The organism is Actinospineispora eucalypti, assembly GCF_039543365.1.
GTDB classification, from domain to species: domain Bacteria; phylum Actinomycetota; class Actinomycetes; order Mycobacteriales; family Pseudonocardiaceae; genus Pseudonocardia; species Pseudonocardia eucalypti.
The window spans coordinates 51,431-69,422 of sequence record NZ_BAABJP010000041.1 but is presented as its reverse complement, the minus strand read 5'-3'; the positions used below and the strand labels follow the sequence as shown (position 1 = coordinate 69,422).

The window sequence follows — 17,992 nt, the reverse complement described above, 5'->3', positions numbered from 1 at the left end:
GCCGTACACCTGCTCACGCAGCTTCTGCAGCCCCTCACCGTTGTCGTAACACACATCCTCCACAGCCGGCCCCCCTTCTCACCCGACTCGCGACGGTCGGTTTGCGGCACGTGTCTCACGATCTGGCGTCGAGTGGGTGGGCGTGGCTGATCGAGAAAATGCCGCCCGAACGGAGTACCCCTGGCGACGAGTAGATGCCAGAGGCACATGGCCGTGATGCAGTGCACGAGGATCGCTGATCGACTCGCGTGGCGGGGGCTCCACGCTCCGAAGTGCGTGCGATCTGTGAACACTCCGTTCGTCGGTCGTCAATATCGAACAAGATGACCCGGTGACCGATCGAACAAGATGACCCGGTGACCGTTGAGCTTGGCCCCGAGACTGCCTTACCTGCGGACTGCGAGCAATGCGGCCAGAAGCTTCTCCTTCGCGCACCAGGCCGCACGCGATGTGAGCGCTGCCGGCTAGGCCGCAGCCGGCGAGCGGAAGACTCAGGCGCGGGCGACAGGGCGCGGCAGCAAGCGGCTGAGGTGCCGGCGGTGCCGTGCGCGGGCTGCCGCCGGACAGAAACCGAGTGGAACAACCGTCTTGCCCTGGCCGACGGCTACTGCCTGATTCTCTAGCTGACGCGCCGTTGTTGAGGGACTCTGGTCGCACGATGTAACCGAGTGCAAGAGCAACAACGCCGACATGGGAGGTGGAAGTGACGACCAGGCCGATCCCAGAACCGCCCGAGACCGGGTATCCCAGCGCTGTCGATGACCCTCTCGTCCTCGCGCGAGCAGCGCGCATCGTCAGGGTGGCTCTTGCGCGCCGGGCGGCCCGATTGGCGCCAAGCGCGGGGGAGGTGGCGCGGGACTCGGCGAAGTCCCCGGGACAGGACACCGCCGAGCGCTAGCATGGCAAGCCATGCGCGCCGTATTCCCCGGCTCCTTCGACCCAGCCACGCAGGGACACATCGACGTGGCGCGCAGGGCCGCAGGCATGTTCGACGAAGTCGTCATGTGCGTCCTGACCAACCCGAAGAAGACCGGCCGACTCCCCCTGCCCGGCCGACTGGCACTGCTGGCCGACATGACCAGCGACCTGGCAAACGTCACGGTGGACTCCAGTACCGGCCGGCTACTGGTCGACTACTGCCGCGCGGCGGGTATCGGCGTGATCGTGCGAGGCCTGCGCACCCCCGGCGAGTTGGGGCACGAGTGGCCGATGGCCCAGATGAGCCGTCACCTTAGCCGCATCGAAACACTCTTCGTCCCGACCAGTCCCGCGCAGGCGTGTATCTCCTCAACCCTTGTCTCGACGACTACAACCAGCAGACGCAAGCCAGCATGACCGGCAGGGAATCACACAGTCGATCAACAGTCTCGAACCAGCAAGAGACGCTTCACCTGCCGACTCGGCGGCACACACCTCTTAGAATCCCACCATGCGACCGCTGGTCGGATTCCATCGAATACTGGACTATCCACGTGACCCGGTTCACCGCGGCCCGGGCAAAAACTTCTACTGCCCTTGTGGCTCCCACCGCTCAGTCAGGTCATGTCACAGGTCCGCTGGCGGCTATTGGCTAGCGCAAGCTCCGGTGCCGCTGCTGGCAGACGCCCGCACGGGGTATACGCATCCTCGTTGTTACGGCAATGCGTCTCAAGACTGTTCGAGCAGGATAAGCCGCGAGCACTGGCTTAGCGCCTCAATTCTACGAGAAATTCTCGGAAGCGATACTGGAATCGTAATTTCCGGCCTCCCATGGCTTCGCGGCGAGACCAAGTCTTTGCCGGTAAGTCGCCTTTTTTCGTTCATTCTTTGCGAACGACACAACAACCATTCGAGCTCGCTCGATACAGTCGCCGGCCAATTCTTCCGCGCCACGAAAACCGATCAGCTCAGCCTAGCTGAGCCGGACCATCCAGATCGCGCCAAGGACGCATTCGCGCTCTGCCAGGGGTCCGAGCTGGAACGGTGGCTGCTGAAACTATTCTGGGGCGCACTAGAAGCCAAATCTCTCGGACGAGATGGGGACGCGATTTCCGACCTCAAGACAGGCCTCGATAAAGCGCGACTCGCTGACATTCTGTGGCGTGGGTCGAATTGGCCAAACGGCTGGGGAATGTACATGCAAGCCCACGAAATCGACCCACACGGAACTCCCAATTCGGTTGCTATTGAGGCGCACACCGGCCCCGGCGGAAAATTATGGGGAGGGTCGGTGACTCTCGGCGCCTTACAGTTGCGGCTTGGTCTCGGGGTTGCCAGTGAGCCGCCGGAGAACTTCATATACAGGCCTGGGGGAATCGTAATCACCGCAAAGGGCGCCATGGTGGAGAAAGTGATCGCTCTAGCTTGGCCTGAGCCAGGTCATCGGTGGGCGACCTACGAGCGACAAGGCGCCGCCATCGAGTGACCCTTGACTAAGGCGCACTTCCGGCCGAACGGTCCACCTCAAGATTGCCAGAGGCCCTAGGCTTACACCGGTAGTGCTAGGCAAATTCCTCATCCGTCAGACTTGGGTACTCATCTTGATAAGTCTTGTCGTCAAACACAGCCATTGAATCCTCAGGGGTGGGTCGCATCTCGAAGTTCGAACTCACTAGGACGCAGGCAGGCAAGTAGAACCGCTTGAAGAAAGGCTCTTGCTCACTGGCAAGCGACAGGAACGAGTGTCCCTCGGTACCGGAGATGAACCGAGGCGGAGCCCCGTGCGGAGCGAACACTGTCTCGATTACGGATTGGATCGATCTTACCGCGCTCAATGCATCATCGCGTATGGTCGCACCAGACAGATGCTCGCCATAGTGGATGCTCTTGTTTCGCAACTTGCGCAGTTCGTTTAAGACTGTGGCGGTGTCGTCATCGAGCACGCCCCAATCGACCAATGCGGCGATACATTTGACCCAATCGGTGATGGTGGTCTGAGTAGCCACGCTAGCGGTCGCCGGGTGACCGACGTAATCGTCACGCAGGCGAATGACGAGTTCATTGAGGAGTCGCTCTCCTAGCGCGCAAGCAGCCACCAAAGCAGGATAGTACGCACCATGAGTAAATGCCGAGCGAGCCTGCTTCAAAAATACATTATGCTTATCAATGATGGTCCACGGCGCCGGTCCGATGGCCTGAAAGTCCTCAATCTTGCGCTCGTGATCCGCATTACCGTGCTCATGGATCAGCGACATCCGAATGCCTTGCTGCGTACCAAGCCAGCCCTTCCGAACCTCGTCGTCCCAGCTTTCATCGATCTCCATCGAGAGGATACGCGCTCGCGTGTCAAACGAGACGGCATGCGCGAGGTACCGGCGGCATCCGTCATCGGGACTCCGCTCCAAACCGAAAGCGATCTGCTCCAAGGGAATGCCTGACCTGACCTCTCCTAGACAGGCGAGCTAACAGAGAAGCTGTTGCTCGACTCGTCTGTCTTTCTCCCAGATCTAGTACGAGCCGTGCCGCTGTCGGTCGTCGCTGCTCTGCGATTCGGGGATCCGTGGGCGTGGCACGAGTAGCGCTTCGGCCACAGCATGAGCGGACACGGGCACGCATGCAGCGTAGGGCATCGGCGGCGCGTCACCTCGACCATGACCTGCGCACGGCGGGCCGGCACCGGCGATCTCCGCTTCAGCCCGCGTGTAGAGCCCCGAAGTTGTCGGGGTGCGCGCGCAAGATGACCCGGTGCCCGTCGAGTTTGGCCCTGAACTGACCTACCGACGAACTAGCGGAGCCGCGAGCAACAGCCCCGAACCGGCGAGAGAAGCCTGACGTGTCGACTCAACGGCGCACACCTGACCACGGCCGTCCAGTCCCACCCCGCGCACGGCCTCGCCGGTTAGTCGCTGACCGGCGCCACGAGGTCCGGGGTGTTGTTCTTCGGGCTGTTCACCGCGTTGGACACCCGCCGGGGCTGTAGCCCGGGTTCGGGCATCGCGGCCAGCAGCTCGCGCACTTTGGCCGGGTCGGTCAGCTCCGGATTCAGCCAGCCGTCGCGCAGCCCGCCCGGTGGGACGAGTACGGGTGAGCGGTCATGTACGTGGCCCAGCGCATCCGGGGCCGGGTGGGTCAGGATGGTGTAGCTCCACAGCCACCGGTCCGGGTCATCCTCATCGCGGTCCGGGTCGGGCCACAGTTCATACAGCCCGGCGAACGCCAACAGCTCATCGTCACGGTGCAGGAAGTACGGCACCTTGCCTTGCTCGGTGTTCTGCCACTCGTAGTAGCCATCGGCCGGCACCAGACACCGCCGACGCGCCGCGGCAGCCTTGAACGCCGGCTTCTCGGTGATGGTCTCGCTGCGGGCGTTGATCAACCGGTTGCCGACCTTGAGGTCCTTCGCCCAGGACGGCACCAAACCCCACCGCGCGGTGCGGAGCATCCGCTGCACCCCCTCGGCGTCCTCGGCGCCCCGCTTGCTCGGCAGCCGCTCCAAAACGACCCGCGCGGACTGCGTCGGGGCGACGTTCCACGACGGCCCCGGCGACTCATCTGCGACAACCTTGACATCGAACTCGCGGGCTACGTCCTCATCCGGCCTGGCCACGCTGTACCTACCGCACACACCCTCGGTTGTACCCACACCACACGCGGGCCACGCGCCCAGCCGAACGCAGGCGAGCGCTGCTGGGGGCGGGTCGGAGCGACGGCGGGCGTCACGCAGCGATGCCGGCCCCCTATCGGGCGTCGGCTGGGTAGGCCGCGGAGAACGCCTCGTTGAGCGCGTGACACGGCCAGTACTCGCCACACCCGAGGCAGTTTCCGCGCTCTCCCAGCCAATGAACCAAGATCGCGGAAGTGAGCTGAGGACGCTCGCTGCTCTTGGCGCACGTGTCGATCAGCTCGGCCATGTCGGTATCGCCGCGATCGGCAGCGAGGGCACGCAGATAGAAGCGCTCGTGTACGGGGTCTTGCCACTCGTCGAGATGCCGACGGATGAGCCCGGCCAACTCGGCCGACGACGTGCGGTCAAGCTCCGCCAACGCATCAGCCCGGGCCTCCGGCGCGCACCGGGTCTTGATCACGGATCGCGCCCACACGCGCACCCATACATCACTAGCCATGCCCGCAGTGTCGACACAACAGGCCCAGCAGCGGGCGCAAACCACAGCCGACATTCGCGATCGCGACCGTCCCGCGGCCCGCCCGGCCCTGAACATACGGCGTCGGGTCCGGCTACCACGCGGCCAACCCACCCGCTCGCCAACATCACCGAGTGAGTTTTCTCGTTCCGCCACGGCGCGAGTGATCACCGTGTCAGACTCCTGGGCGTCGGAACGGGCGGGATTCAGCCAGCCGACCGGTTGAGGCGGCTCACTGAGCCCGAACCGTGTTCCCGACGCGCGTGGTCTCGGTGGCTGAAACCCCCCGCAGCCACTGAGACCGCCCGTTCGTGCACCGTGAGACTGACCCACCCAGCGCGATGACCGCGCAGCCCCGGCGGGCCAGCCGGACGCTCCGCAAGCCCCGATCGGGCGCGTGGATTTCCTGAATCCGCCACGAGACAGGTGGCGCCAGCGCAGAATCAAGCGCCGTGACTGATGTTGATCCCGCCCTCGTGGCGAGGCTAGACCAGTGCATCGCGCACACGGACGAACTCGTGCCCACCTACATCAGCGCGCTCGCCGACGCGATCGCCATGCACGGCAGAGAGACGGGGATCTCTCTATTCATCTGCTGGCTCAGAGACACCCACACGCCCGACGCGGCGGTCATACTCGCGGCCGGTGCCATCACGCGCCTCATCGAGTCCCGCTAAGCACCCCGACATGCCCGACGCACGCCACGATCGGTTCCGGGCGGCGGCCATCTTCCGTAACTGCATCCTAGGAGGGGCCGAGCGCGCCGATGGGCAACGCGAACGACGCCGTGGGTTTCTCGGTGCCCGCAGGCACCGGCGGGCCGGTAACTGGCCTCGTCGCGCCGGCAAAGTCTTTGCGCGGCAGCGGCACCTCTTCGACCAGCTTGCTGCGGTCGGGCGCGTGCACCACCTTCCCGCCGCCGGTCACGAGCGCAACATGAGTAATCTTCTGCGCGCCGGGGGCGCGGTAAAACACAAGATCACCGGGTTGAAGGTTCTCCTCAGGTGGTAGACCGGGTCCGGCTCGGAACTGGGTGTCGGCGGTGCGGGGCAGGTTGATGCCTGCGGCTTGGTAGGCGGCGTGCACGAGCCCGGAACAGTCGAATCCGCCTTCGCTGGATCCGTCACCTCCCCACACGTACGGGGTGCCGATCTGGGCCCGCGCGTAGCCGGTCACGGTCGCGATCACCCCGGTGGCGGCGTCATTGGTCGGGTTAGCCGGTGCCGCGACCGGTGGCACAGTCGACGACCCGGGTGGCTGCGGCGGTGCTGGCGTGCAGGCGGCGAGGGCGGTGACGAGGGTGCGGGCGGCGGGCTCGTGGCGGGCGTAGGCGCCGGGGGTGGCGGAGCGTTGCACGGCTTGCGCGGCGTCGGTGACCGACATGCGTTCCCAGCCCGGCACGGCGAGGAGGTGGCGGTAGAACTGGGTGGCGGCGTAGTCGGGGTTCATGATCTGGTCGGGGTTGCCCCAGCCCTGGCTGGGGCGCTGCTGGAACAGGCCGAGTGAGTCGCGGTCGCCGTAGTTGAGGTTGCGCAGCCCGGATTCCTGCAGTGCGGCGGCCAGCGCGATCACCCAGCCCTGGGGCGGCACTCCGAGCTGTTGGCCGACCCGGATGATCGTGGCGGCGCTGGCCACCTGCTCGGCCGTGTAGCCCGGCGGCTGGATGGGTTGCCCGTTGCGTGCGCAGCTGGCCGGCGAGTTAGTTCCGGCCTGGTCGTTGGTGCCACTGGTGAACGGGTTCAGGACGGCTGAGATGACCCCGCCGGCGGCAGCCGCGAGCAGGATGACCAGGACGGCTAGCCCGGCGAGACCGGCGGCGCAGGCCTTGATCACCGCTCATCCGATGCCGACAGGGGCGGCGCGGGAAGTTCGACCAGGCCGATCTGGTGTTCGTCGAGGTCGGTGAGGAAGGTGCGGTCGGCCTTGCACAGCTCGTGTTCGGTCGGGCTGGCGATGCCCCGAAACGCCACCCGATGCTCTCCGGAGATCAACAGGCCTTCCCCGGGCCGGGCGCGCAGCAACAGCTCACGCTCGCCGTCGGAAAGGCCGAAGACGCGGGTGACGTCGTCGATCGAGGTGTGGTCTTGGTGCAACAGGATCTTGGTGGCGGCGTTGGCGACGACGATTTGCCCGAGGTGACTGCTGAGTAGGTCGGCGGTGTCTTGGGTGGACAGGGTGAGCGCGCCGTTGCGTTTGCGGATGGCCCTGGCGGTGCGGGCGACGAACTCGGCGCCGGCGGGCAGTTGCATGAGCTGCCATGCCTCGTCGATCACGACCAGGGTGGGCCGCTGGTGGGCGGTGTTGAGCCGCCGCCAGATCAGATCGAGCACGATCAGCGTGGCGACCGGCCGGGTTTCCCGAGGCAGCTCGCGCAGGCTGAACGACACCAGATGCCCGGATGGGGTGGCGGTGGAGGGGCCGGCGAACAGCCCGGCGCGGGTGTGCGGGCGGATGCGGGCCGCCCAGCGTGGCCCGGCGGGATCGGACATCTCGGCCAGTGCCTGGGCCAGATCGGCCAGTATCGGGGCGGGCTGTGTCCAGCTGTCTGGATCGTCGTCGGTCATTCCGGCGCGGGCGTAGGTGGTGTGGATGGCCTCGTCGAGCACGACCCGCTCGTCGGGTTCGGGTTCTGTGCCGATCAGCACGGTCAGGAAGGTGATCAGGAACAGCGCGCGTACGTGCAGTGCGTCGGCTGGTGCGAACCAGCGGTCGGTGCCTTCTCGCTGGTGGATCGGCAGGTCGAACGGGTTGAGCTGGGTGTGGGGTGCGCCGAGCGAGATCAGGTGACCGCCGAGGGCGTGGGTGAGGCGGGTGTATTCGTGTTCGGGATCGATGACCACGACCTCGACGCCCTGGTAGGCCTGGCGGAGGACGTCGCTGGCTTTGAGTAGGTAGGACTTCCCGGCGCCGGATTGGCCGAAGACGACCGCGTTGGCGTTGTCGGCCGCCCACCGGTCCCAGAACACAAGCCCGGAGGAGGAGACGTTGTGCCCGTAGAGCACTCCGGGCAGCGCCCCTGGGTCGGCTGGGTCGGGAGCGGGGAGGTCGGGTGAGGTGAACGGCATGGCGGCGCTGACCGCGGCGGTGTCCATGGTGCGGTGCATGCGCAGCCCGTCCAGGCCGACCGGGAGGCAGGAGGCCCACCCGGCGAGCTGTTGGTAGCTGGCCGGTCGCGCGTCCAGCAGCAGCGAGGCGGCGAGAGCGCGGACGGCGGCGACCTCGTCGGCCAGGGTGTCCGGGTCGGGGGCGTGCACAACCAGGTAGAGGCCGAATCGGTAGAGCTTGCCCTCACCTCGAGCGAGCTGTGCGGCCAGCTCTTCGGCGTCCTCGGCGGCGGCGTCCACCAGCGGATCGGCCAGCCGGCCATGGCTTTCGGCGTGCCGACGTCCAGCTTCGAGGTGGGCGAGACGGCGGCGCAGCCGGGTGGCGGCGATGGTCGGGTCGACCGGGTCGATGTACACGCTGACATCGAGCTGGCCGGGGTGGTTGAGCAGGGGGTCCAGCCAGGCCAGGCTCACCGCCGCCGGGTAGCCGACCACCGCGAAGCTGGCGACCCATCCGGAAGTCGTGCGCATCGAGCGTGCGCCGACCCGTACCGACACCTGCCTCACGGTGGCGTCCACGGCCGTATCCACGGCGGTGACCGATTCGGTGTCGGTGTCGGTGTCGGGAGCGCGCGTACCGCGCAGCAGCGACCAGGCGGACGACCACGAGGAGCGGCTCATGACCGCCACCGATCCGCCGGCGGGTACCAGGCCCGCTCAGCACGCGCGGCACCGTTGGCGTCGCAGTCCTCACCGCCGCCGTGGCTAGCGCGGTCGGGTGGGAGCTCGGCCGGCAGTTCCTGAGCTGCAGGGATGTGGTCGGCCGGTGGTCCGCCTGAGTCTTCAGGACCTAGTGGTTCGTCGAGATCTTCGTCGAGCAGGTCGTCGTCATCCGGTGGGAGGGCGTCGGGTGGGTTGGGGCGGTAGGCGTGGTCGAGGACGGCGGTGGCTTGGGTGGCGTTCAGCGCGGTGACCGCCAGGCCTGCCGGGGCGAGCAAGTCGATCGCTTCGGTCAGGCGCCGGGCCAGACGGGTCAGGGAGACCCGGTCACCGTCGGCGAGCAGCTGGGGGTTGCGGGTGGTGGGGCTGACTCGGAGTGGTTCGCGCAGGACCAGGATGACCTGACGTCGCAGGTACTCCTGGTGGGCGAGCTCGGCGAGGTAGTCGGCGTGCTCGGCCGCCGCCGCGCTCAGCGCCGGGTGTCCGAGTACTGGGGCTGTGTGGTCGAGGGTGTTGACGTGGGTGGACAGGTCGAGCGGGAGTGCCCGTATGAGGAGTTGAATCGGGTCGGTGAGTGAGTGCAGGTAGCCGGCAAAGGCGGCGACCAGAGCTTGTTGTTCGGCCGGTGCGCGTAGGTGGAAGTTGAGTGTGGACACCGCGGCGAGCACGGCGAGCCCGTGTCGCCCGAGGTCCACCACCCCGATCCCGCCGGTCTCACCGACACCGCGATCGGGCAGGAGCACCGGTGCGCTCGGACGGCGGACCACACCCCACCCGCCGGCCGGCTCGATGTGTTCCTCGGCTGGGAGGGGCCGGGTGGTCACGAAGTGCCGGGCCGCTGCCCACAGCCAGCGATCCAGGGTGAGGCCGTCACGGCGGCCCAGGGCCAGGGCCAGGGTGGCGCCGGCGATCGGGGCCGCGAGGTAGACGAACACGGCGAAGGGCAGTACCGCGCGGCAAGCGGCCCACGCCCCGTACAGCAGCACGGCGCCAGCGGTGAGGATGAGGACCTGCCGGCCGGTCAGTTCCCCGACGATTTTGTCCTCGATGTCGATGTCGGCGGGAATGGGCACGCTGCTCACGGACGTATCCCCTCGAATTGGCGATCACAGAACTAGGCAGACGAGGCAGGGTCACGGGCGCCGCTGATCACCAGTGGTGCGTCGGCGCACGCGTTGTGTCGGCTGACCGGTGGCACGACGAGCCGCGAGCCCCGCCGGCGCCGGTGCATGGCGGCGAGGCGTCCCGGCGAGCGGCTGGGCCAGGTTGCGGGAGCCGCCGCTGGCCGAGTCCGACGCGCGGTAAGGCGTCGACCGGGCGGGTTGCTTGGTGGTTTTCGGTGTGCGGAGGGCTGGTTGCGCGGGCCGGGCACCGATCGGCATGCGAGCCGACCCGCCGGATCGGCCAGGCCGGGCAGTGGTGGCGGTGCGAGCGGGGTCCATCCGTGCCCACTGGCCGGCATGGGCGACACCGGCCCGGCCGCGCCCCGCCTGCACATCCCGGTTGCGGCGCAACCGACTGAACGCGCGGCCCACCCGGCTCCTAGCACCGCTCCCGGGCGGATTCGGCTTCCGATGAGCATTGCTGGCAGGCACGCCTCCAGCGGCCCCTGGTACTCGATGTCGGGTGCTGGGCTTGGCGCCGGAGCGGCGCGGGCCACGCGTGTTCGTGGTGGGTCGACGGGGACCTGCGCCCGGCTTGCCCATGACGCGGCCTTTGACCAGACCGAAGGTCTTCATCACCAGGTAGGTCTTGACCAGCCGGCCGAGCATCGAGCCGCCCTGGCCGAGCTTCGCGGCGCTCAACGTCCAGAACGGCACCGCGACGATCACGACCACCACCCCGATGGCCAAGAACAGGCTCATCAGCGGTTGGGTGAGGCCGTCGTCGAACCGGAACGCGCCGGGGGTGAAGAACACCCGCAGCGCGACCGCGAACGCGAGGCTCTGCGCCAGCTGCGCGCCCAGCAAAGCTCCGAAGGCGCGCCACCACCACGCGGCGAGCCGGTCCAGCGGGGCGGGCAGGGCGTAGGTGGCCAGAACCAGCGGCGCGGCGACCATCAGGTTGGCCAGCAGCGCGACCCGCACCCCGTAGCCCACCAGCAGAAAGATGATCATGATGAGGAGGCAGGCGACCACGATCACCAGCCACAGCCCACCGGAGTCGACTCCGCCGGTCATCAGTCCCGACCCCATCACTATCTCCCGCATCGCGGTGGCGGCTTGGGTGGGGTTGACGCCGTCACCGAGAACCCCGGCGGCCAGCGCGTTGGAGGTCTCGATGGCGGTGGACACGATCAGCAGCGAGAAGTTGGAGGCCAGGAATCCGATCAGCACGCGCGGGATCGCGTCGCGCAGGCTGTGGTGGGTTTGCAGGGTGTGGTAGGCCATCACGACCAGCGCGGACACCATGACCAGCAGCACGTATGCCGACACCGCGATCGTGCGGGTGCTTTCCCACAGCTCGACCAGGTGCGGCAGCGAGTCCGGTGTCGGCGTGCTCAACACCGTGCGCCCCATCAATGCCAGCAACGGGTTGAGCCCGTCCATCACGGTGTTGCGCAGCACCCACTCCAACGCCCCCGACACCGCTTGCGAGATCCAGCCCGGTTCCTCCGGGCCTGCCGGCGCTGTGCCTGGCGGTGGCGAACTGGGTGGCGGCGCCTGCACCGGCGGGGTGGCTGATGGTGCGGGCGGTGTGGGCGCCGAGGGTGGCGGCGCCGGCCCCTGACCCGGGACCGTCGGCGCTAGGACACCTGCGGTCTCGATGGGCCGAATGGGTGAGACAGGCGCGTGGTTGGCCATCGCCAGCCCATCCGTGGCCACGATGGCCGTCGTGGCCATGACCTGCGTCGTGTGGCCACCGGCTCGACCGGCGCCCGGGTCGGCCACGCGAGTGGACATGGCCAGCTGGTCGGGCATCGCCGCCGTGGCCGCCGGGCGTGTGGCCATTTCTGGCGTTGCGGTCGCGTGCGAGGCGGTGACCGTCATGGCGGCCTCGTCCGGACCGGATGCAGCCGACGTGGGTATCGTCGCCATCGCGTGGCCGCCGATTGACCCGATGGCCACCACAGCGAAACCGGTGACCGTCAGCCACCGAATGAGGCCGCATGGCGCCGACGAAAGGACGCGGATTAACCGACGAAAGGCATGCGGCGCGTGCCGACCGGTCGGCCATCGAGAGCTCCGCGCCCACGAGGCGAGGATTTCAAGGAAATTGCGATTGATCCGATCGGGCGCTGTGGGCGTTCTCATGATCCGCCCCGCACGATGATCAGCAGTACTTGCACAATGACTGGGGACAGTGCCGCGCCGCAGAAGCCAATGAGGGCTTTGCTGACCGCTTCCTTTGCCTGTTCGGCGTTCTCCGCTTTCCGCGCCGCCCCGTAACGCATCCAGGCCGCGGTCAAAATCACGATCGTGACCGGGACGAGGTAGAGCATTAGCATGTTCCGCAGGCCGGTCAGTACCTGGTCGAGATTCTGTGCAATGGGGACCTGTTGCCCTCCTTGGGTCGGCAGGATCTGCGCAATCGGTGCAACCGCCCAGCCGCGTGCGAGCCCGTCATGGACTACGACGTAGATGGCCGCCAACGCAACCAACAGCGGGCCACTGATACACAGACGCCGTGCCGCTCGTGCGCTCGCACGCCACCCGCGCGCCAGCGCCCGCATCACCCAACCCGGTGACCGACGCAGCATCCTGGCCGCTGACGGTGCGCGCGCCACGCATCCGCTGACCATCCCGGAGCTGGGTTGGTCCGCATGTCCGCTGGCCACCGACCGGGTCCCCGCGGTGGCCGCGGACGGGCTGCCGACCGAGGTTGTGGCCACGGGTCCAGTGGCCGCCGTGGCCACGGCCACGGTGTCCGGGCTGTTCTGGGTGGCCATCGAGTCGGTGCCGGTGTCGCCGGCCGGTGCGTCTGTTTGGGTGGTGGCAGCTGGACGAACGGGTGGCGACCCTGCGGGGGTTGGCCGCTGGTGGAGAGGCTGGCGCCGGTTCTCCGGGTTCATCGCCGCGGCCCTCCATCCCGCGCCGTGTCCGGGGCGGTGTTATGGGTGGTGTCGCGCAGCGTGCGGGAGGCGCGGTAGGCGGCGGTGAGCAGCCGCCAGCGCAGCCGGGGATCCCGGGTGTCGTCCAGATCGACGCGGCGCAGCTCACCCAAGAACGCGCCTAGCGCAGCGGCTTCGAGGTCCTCCAATTCGCCGGCGTACGTGCGCGCGAGCGCGCCCACGATCCGCAGTAGCTCCGGCAGCGCCATCCCCGCCGCCCCCACCGTCCACGAGGACTGCCGGGCGCCGCGTGTGCGTGCTTGGCGGACCAGGTACGACCACACCGCGGCCCGGGTCGAGTTGCTCACCAGCGGAGACAGCAGCCGCACCCGCAGCTGGTGCAGAGGGATGTCCCGGTGGGGCAGATCCGGGAACAGGTGGCCCTTCACCGCCAGCGGCGCCGGCCCGGTCACCACGTACCCGAATGCCACCTCCAGGGTTTCGAACACCCCCACCGGCCGAGGCAAGCCCCGACCCGAGCCGGCCGCTACCAAACGGTGAGCGCCGCGGCACGGTTGTTCAAATTTGGCCATCACAAGCTCTCCCGTGCTCGGTGAAAAGAGCGGACACCAAACAGCTAGCCACATCCGGCAATACGAAAAGAATCCACAATTAATACACGCTCACCCAGCGGACTGGTCGAGTAATACAGTATTAATGCACATCTAATACAAACCGAGTCCCTGACTGTCGCGAACAGCCGCAGCAACTCACGGAGATTCCTTGCTCGCCTCGTGCATCTGCCGTCCGACTGATCGACATGTCGTGGCATAGGGCCACGTAGACACATGTGTCGAGCAGGCTTCGGCACGCGTCGAAGGGCGCTGTATTACACGGCCGAATTATTTGCTCAATAAGAATGTATGAATCCGCCAGCTACACCTGAATGCGCAACCGCGGCACATCGCCGGCGCCGGTGAGGACGAACACCACACGGAGCCCGGCAGGCGACGCGGAGACCGATCGCTGGCGGGAAGGAATTGAAGAAGATGACGCGCATTCTCGAGTCGGGCCACCGACCCGCACTGGGCTTGGCGCAGTGGATGATCGGGCCGCCGCTGGGCTCCTCGCCGGATGGTCTCGACGGGAGACAGGGCGCGTTCGTCTCGGTCGCCCCCGACGCGATGGCGGGTGTGACTTCCTGGTGGGCCAGCTCGTGGCCGATCGTGGTCACCGCTGTCGCGGTGCTGGTCGCCGCGATGGTGGTGTCGGTGCTGTTCTGGCGCACCCGCTACGCCGTCGCGGGGCGCGCGGAGTGGCTGGAGATCACCCCACCCGCGACCTACCCCGCCGATGCGGCGGTGGCGTTGTGGCGGGTCCTCGCCGGGTTCCTCGACCGGGCTCCCCGCCGGCCGTGGAAACCCGCTCCGGCGTTGGCCGCCGAGTTCCACGCCGATCCCGCCGGGGTGCGGGCGGGCGTGTGGGTCGCGCCGCCGCTGCGCGCCGAGCACATGGCCGCGGCGATCCGGCGCGTGCTGCCCGGCGCCCAGATCCGGCACACCACCCCGCCAGTCTGGTACGCCCCGCCGAGCGTGCTGCAGCTGCGCCCCGCCGGGGGTCGGTGGGCACCGCTGATCGATCCCGCCCATCGTCCCTCCCACGCCAGTCGCGATCAGCCCGGTGATGAACCGTTGCGCGCGGTACTCGACGCACTCGCCGACCGCCAACCAGGCCAACAAGCCGCCGTGCAGCTCGTCATCACCCCCACCGGCGGACCGCTCCCCGGACTCGTCGCCGGCCTGGATCGCGTGGACCCCGCCGAGCTGTGCCGCAACGTGACGACGTTTTTGCTCGCCGGCACAGCCGAGCTGTTGTCGTTCCTCGTCAGCGAGCTGCTCGACCTGTTCACCGGCTCGAGCGGTTCGACCAACCGCCGGGGCAGCACCGGCACGGTCGCCGGTGCGTCCCGTCCGGCAACGGCGACGGGCACCCGAACCGGCTTAATGGGCAAGGCCGCGGACGCCAAACGCACGGCCGGTGCGCACCTGCACGCCACGCTGCGCGTGGCCGTCACCACCCACCCCACCAACACCTCACCAGCCCTGCCCGGTCCGCGGGCGCGGCGGGCACGGCTGCGGCTAGCCCGCGACATCGCCGCCGGCTACGACCTCGTCACCACCCACGCCACCCTGCACACCCGCCCGGCGCGCAACGCGGAACGGCTGTGGTGCCGGGCGCCCGGGGCCGGGTTCAACGCCACGCTGGCCGAGCTGGCCGCCTTGTGGCATCTGCCCGCCCAACCACACACCTACGGGCTGCCCGCACCCTCCGCGCGCAATCGCGCCCCGGCACGCCAGCTCCCGCGCCTTCCGCTCCCACGCACGGCACGGCGAACCGGCAGCTCCCGCCCAACCAACACCGGCAACAGCAACGACGCCCCGGCCCCTGGCGACCGGCGGCCTGGGCCCGACGGCGGGCCGACGCCACCACCGTCACCCCCTGGTCGTGGCGCCGGCTCCCAGCCGGGCTTCAACCAGCCCACCCGACCAGGACGGCCGATCCGAGCGACGGCCCCTCGACCGTCCAGCACCTCCGCACCCTTGGCGAACCGCGACACCAGCAGCCCCGCGCCCCGCGCGGGGCGCTACCGCCGATACGGAGGCGAGCCGCGATGAACAGCCGCCACCCCCAGCCCGGCACCGGTTCCTCGGCGCGGCGACCGCTGCTGTTGATCCCGCCGGATGATCCGCGCCGGGCACGGCCGAAACCGCTCGGGCTGACCAACTTCGGCGGGCCGGTCGAGATGATCGGGCTCAACGTCGCCGACGCCCGCTATCACCTCGAGGTCCTCGGACTGACCGGGGTCGGCAAGTCCTGGTGGATGACCCAATACGTGATCGCGGAGGCCCTCGCCGGTCGAGGCGTGGTGCTGATCGACTGCCAGGGCGACCTGGTGCGCAACATCCTCGACCGGCTCCCGCCCTCCTGCGCCGACCGGCTGGTCGTGCTCGACCCGGACGACCTTCTCGAAGGCGGCGCGATCCCGGCGTTCAACCCGCTCGCCCCCGACCCCGCCATCCCCGGCGGCGGTGGCGAGTGGGCGGCCGAGCACCTCACCGGCACCCTGCGCCAGCTCTACGCCTCCTCCTGGGGCGACCGGATGGACGACCTGATGCGCTGCACCGCGCTCACCCTCACCCACCGGCCCGACTCGACCCTGCCCGACGTGGTCCGGATGCTCACCGACACCCCGTTCCGCGCCAACCTGCTCGCCACCGTGGCACTGCCCGACTGGCTCGCCTCGTTCTGGGACGACTACGACGAGCTCACCGCCGCCCAGCGCGGCAGCCTGTACGCCCCCTTGGTCTCCCGGCTACGCGGAGTGCTGTCGCGCCGGTTCGCCCGCGCGCTGCTCGGCTCGCCGGTCACCACGTTCTCTCTCACCGAGATCCTCGACGGCGGCATCCTGCTCGCCCGGCTCCCGAAAGGCGAACTCGGGGAGGACGCCAGCCGGCTGATCTCCGGCCTGCTGCTCGCCGGCTGCTGGGGACACACCACGCGCCGCAGCCGCCGTGCACCAGAGGACCGACCGGACGCCACTGTGATCGTCGACGAGGCCCAGAACACCCTCAACCTGCCCATCGGGGTCGACCTCGCCCTGGCCGAGAGCCGTGGCTACCGCGTGTCCTGGATGATCGCCCACCAACACGACGCCCAACTCGACGCCTCCGTACGCGAGGCCATCGACGCGAACTGCCGCAACAAGATCTATTTCCTGCTCTCGGCCCGCGACGCGCCCCGCAAAGCCCACCACATCAACCCCTACCTGGCCGAGCACGACCTCTCCTCGCGCGGCGGGTTCCAGATGGTCGCGCGGGTCGTCCACGAAGGCCAGGAACAGCCGCCGTTCACCCTCGACTCGCCACCACTGCCCGAGCCGATCCCGGGCCGGGCCGAATGGCTCCGCGCACGGGCACGCGCCCGGACCGGGGTCACCGACGCCGAGCGCGCAGACACCCACGATCAGCGCGAGCGCGACAGGCGCACCGACCGCTCGGTCCTGCGCGGGGAGCCCACCGGCGGCCAAGTCACACCGCCTGGCGGTGACGCGCCGAGTGGCGGCCCGGCGAACCCGAGGCCCACGCCGGCCGCGTCGTCGCCAACCCGACACGGCCGCGCCGACACCGGCCGAGGAGGCCGACGTCCCGAACGACGCAACCCGCCCGACCGCCGCCGGCGCCCCTAGCCACCCAACCTCCCGGGCCGGCAAGCCCACAACAAGGAAAGAGGAACCGACAATGCCCATACCCAAGACCCGGCGAACCTGGCCACTGCTAGCACGAGTGGTCCGCGCCCTGATCATCACGATGGCCTGCTGCATGTGCGCGGTCGCGCTCGCCTACCCCGCCCCCAGCCAGCACACAGCCACCGGTACCAGCCCCAACGACGCCACCGTGGATACGCCGGTCCAGCTGGTCGCCACGCACACCGTGCTCGCCTCGACCTCGCCGGCTCCCGCCGGCGGCTTGTCTCTGCCAGCCATCAAGGCCAACGACCGGTCCTGTCGGAAACACTCCAGCACACGTGACGACGCCACGGAACACAACAACGGCGGAAGGGACACGGACGGCGAAGACGGATTCGTGCTGCGCGCCGGTCCCGTCGATGTCGTCATCGTCTCCGACAACTGTGCCCGGGAGGACCGGGACAGGGATGACCGAGACCGAGGTCGGGTGGCCGACCGGCGCTGCCCGTGTACGCCGAACCAGGAACGTGACTACCCGCGCGGTGGGTGGCGGGAGTACCCCAACGAGCGCCAGGGACCCCAGGTATGCCGGTTCTACGGCCCCGGCGAACACCCCGACCTGCCTGACGGCGGGATCATCTGCACCCGAGCTGAGCGCGCCCCGTCCGGCCGGTGGGGCAACTAGCGGGGCGGCGGACGACTTAATACAACCGGTAATACACGGCGATCGCCGTGGGGTTCCGTTCACCGTTCCGCCTGGCGTTCCGTTCACCGTTCCGCCTAAGAAAGGCACGGTGAACGGAACCCCCTGAGCGCGCCATCGTCGCAGCTCAGCGTGCGTGTGCGGCGCCCGTGCCGGCCGCCCGACAAAGCCTTAGGGCTTCCCGCCAGGACACAGCCATCCGCACCAAACCAGCACTGGACTTCCTCA

The 17,992-nt window shown here is 68.5% G+C and carries 15 protein-coding genes; 6 read left to right on the top strand and 9 right to left on the bottom strand.

The window, feature by feature from the left end:
- Window positions 1–909 precede the first annotated feature (909 nt).
- Together coaD and ABEB12_RS31500 are read left to right on the top strand one after the other, a co-directional pair.
- The gene (gene coaD, locus ABEB12_RS31505; RefSeq protein WP_185061478.1) at window positions 910–1,335 is read left to right on the top strand and encodes a pantetheine-phosphate adenylyltransferase; all 426 of its coding nucleotides are present in this window, start codon (window positions 910–912) and stop codon (window positions 1,333–1,335) included.
- 250 nt (window positions 1,336–1,585) lie between these two features.
- Window positions 1,586–2,404, top strand: a complete 819-nt coding sequence (locus ABEB12_RS31500) for a hypothetical protein (protein ID WP_185061477.1) — start codon at window positions 1,586–1,588, stop codon at window positions 2,402–2,404.
- A 76-nt stretch (window positions 2,405–2,480) separates the two neighbouring features.
- Here the strand turns inward: ABEB12_RS31500 and ABEB12_RS31495 are convergent, their stop codons facing one another.
- The 3 genes from ABEB12_RS31495 to ABEB12_RS31485 all read right to left on the bottom strand — a co-directional run bounded on the left by ABEB12_RS31495 (window position 2,481) and on the right by ABEB12_RS31485 (window position 5,003).
- Entirely contained in the window at window positions 2,481–3,242 is a 762-nt protein-coding gene (locus tag ABEB12_RS31495; protein ID WP_185061476.1) for a hypothetical protein, read from the bottom strand.
- A 575-nt stretch (window positions 3,243–3,817) separates the two neighbouring features.
- Window positions 3,818–4,543 carry an SOS response-associated peptidase family protein gene (locus ABEB12_RS31490; protein WP_185061475.1) on the bottom strand — a complete coding sequence of 242 codons (726 nt, stop codon included), beginning with the start codon at window positions 4,541–4,543 and terminating at the stop codon, window positions 3,818–3,820.
- Window positions 4,544–4,655: 112 nt separating this feature from the next.
- Complete coding sequence (locus ABEB12_RS31485; protein WP_185061474.1) at window positions 4,656–5,003, bottom strand: hypothetical protein; 348 nt, start codon at window positions 5,001–5,003, stop codon at window positions 4,656–4,658.
- Window positions 5,004–5,512: 509 nt separating this feature from the next.
- On the opposite strand from ABEB12_RS31485, the gene ABEB12_RS31480 reads away from it, so the two are divergent.
- Window positions 5,513–5,737 (top strand): hypothetical protein, encoded by a 225-nt coding sequence (locus tag ABEB12_RS31480; protein ID WP_185061473.1) that lies wholly within the window; start codon window positions 5,513–5,515, stop codon window positions 5,735–5,737.
- Between the two features lie 67 nt (window positions 5,738–5,804).
- Here ABEB12_RS31480 and ABEB12_RS31475 read toward each other — a convergent pair whose 3' ends face one another.
- From ABEB12_RS31475 to ABEB12_RS31450, 6 genes are all read right to left on the bottom strand, one after another.
- On the bottom strand, window positions 5,805–6,893 hold the full coding sequence (locus tag ABEB12_RS31475) for an NlpC/P60 family protein (protein ID WP_185061472.1): 1,089 nt from the start codon (window positions 6,891–6,893) through the stop codon (window positions 5,805–5,807).
- The gene (locus ABEB12_RS31470; RefSeq protein ID WP_185061471.1) at window positions 6,890–8,785 is read right to left on the bottom strand and encodes a TraG/VirB4 family ATPase; all 1,896 of its coding nucleotides are present in this window, start codon (window positions 8,783–8,785) and stop codon (window positions 6,890–6,892) included. The genes ABEB12_RS31475 and ABEB12_RS31470 overlap by 4 nt, the downstream gene beginning before the upstream one ends.
- Window positions 8,782–9,906 carry a PrgI family mobile element protein gene (locus ABEB12_RS31465; protein ID WP_185061470.1) on the bottom strand — a complete coding sequence of 375 codons (1,125 nt, stop codon included), beginning with the start codon at window positions 9,904–9,906 and terminating at the stop codon, window positions 8,782–8,784. The genes ABEB12_RS31470 and ABEB12_RS31465 overlap by 4 nt, the downstream gene beginning before the upstream one ends.
- A gap of 51 nt (window positions 9,907–9,957) precedes the next feature.
- Window positions 9,958–12,078: a hypothetical protein gene (locus ABEB12_RS31460; protein ID WP_185061469.1), complete on the bottom strand. Its 2,121-nt coding sequence runs from the start codon at window positions 12,076–12,078 to the stop codon at window positions 9,958–9,960.
- Window positions 12,075–12,497: a hypothetical protein gene (locus tag ABEB12_RS31455; RefSeq protein WP_185061468.1), complete on the bottom strand. Its 423-nt coding sequence runs from the start codon at window positions 12,495–12,497 to the stop codon at window positions 12,075–12,077. The genes ABEB12_RS31460 and ABEB12_RS31455 overlap by 4 nt, the downstream gene beginning before the upstream one ends.
- A 335-nt stretch (window positions 12,498–12,832) precedes the next feature.
- The gene (locus ABEB12_RS31450) at window positions 12,833–13,330 is read right to left on the bottom strand and encodes a hypothetical protein (RefSeq protein WP_185061467.1); all 498 of its coding nucleotides are present in this window, start codon (window positions 13,328–13,330) and stop codon (window positions 12,833–12,835) included.
- A 534-nt stretch (window positions 13,331–13,864) separates the two neighbouring features.
- On the opposite strand from ABEB12_RS31450, the gene ABEB12_RS31445 reads away from it, so the two are divergent.
- The 3 genes from ABEB12_RS31445 to ABEB12_RS31435 are packed head-to-tail and all read left to right on the top strand — an operon-like array spanning window position 13,865 to window position 17,746.
- Window positions 13,865–15,490, top strand: coding sequence for a hypothetical protein (locus ABEB12_RS31445; protein ID WP_185061466.1), 1,626 nt, complete (start codon window positions 13,865–13,867; stop codon window positions 15,488–15,490).
- Window positions 15,487–17,061, top strand: coding sequence for a type IV secretory system conjugative DNA transfer family protein (locus tag ABEB12_RS31440; protein WP_185061465.1), 1,575 nt, complete (start codon window positions 15,487–15,489; stop codon window positions 17,059–17,061). The genes ABEB12_RS31445 and ABEB12_RS31440 overlap by 4 nt, the downstream gene beginning before the upstream one ends.
- A gap of 52 nt (window positions 17,062–17,113) precedes the next feature.
- Window positions 17,114–17,746, top strand: a complete 633-nt coding sequence (locus ABEB12_RS31435; protein ID WP_185061464.1) for a hypothetical protein — start codon at window positions 17,114–17,116, stop codon at window positions 17,744–17,746.
- Window positions 17,747–17,992 lie beyond the last annotated feature (246 nt).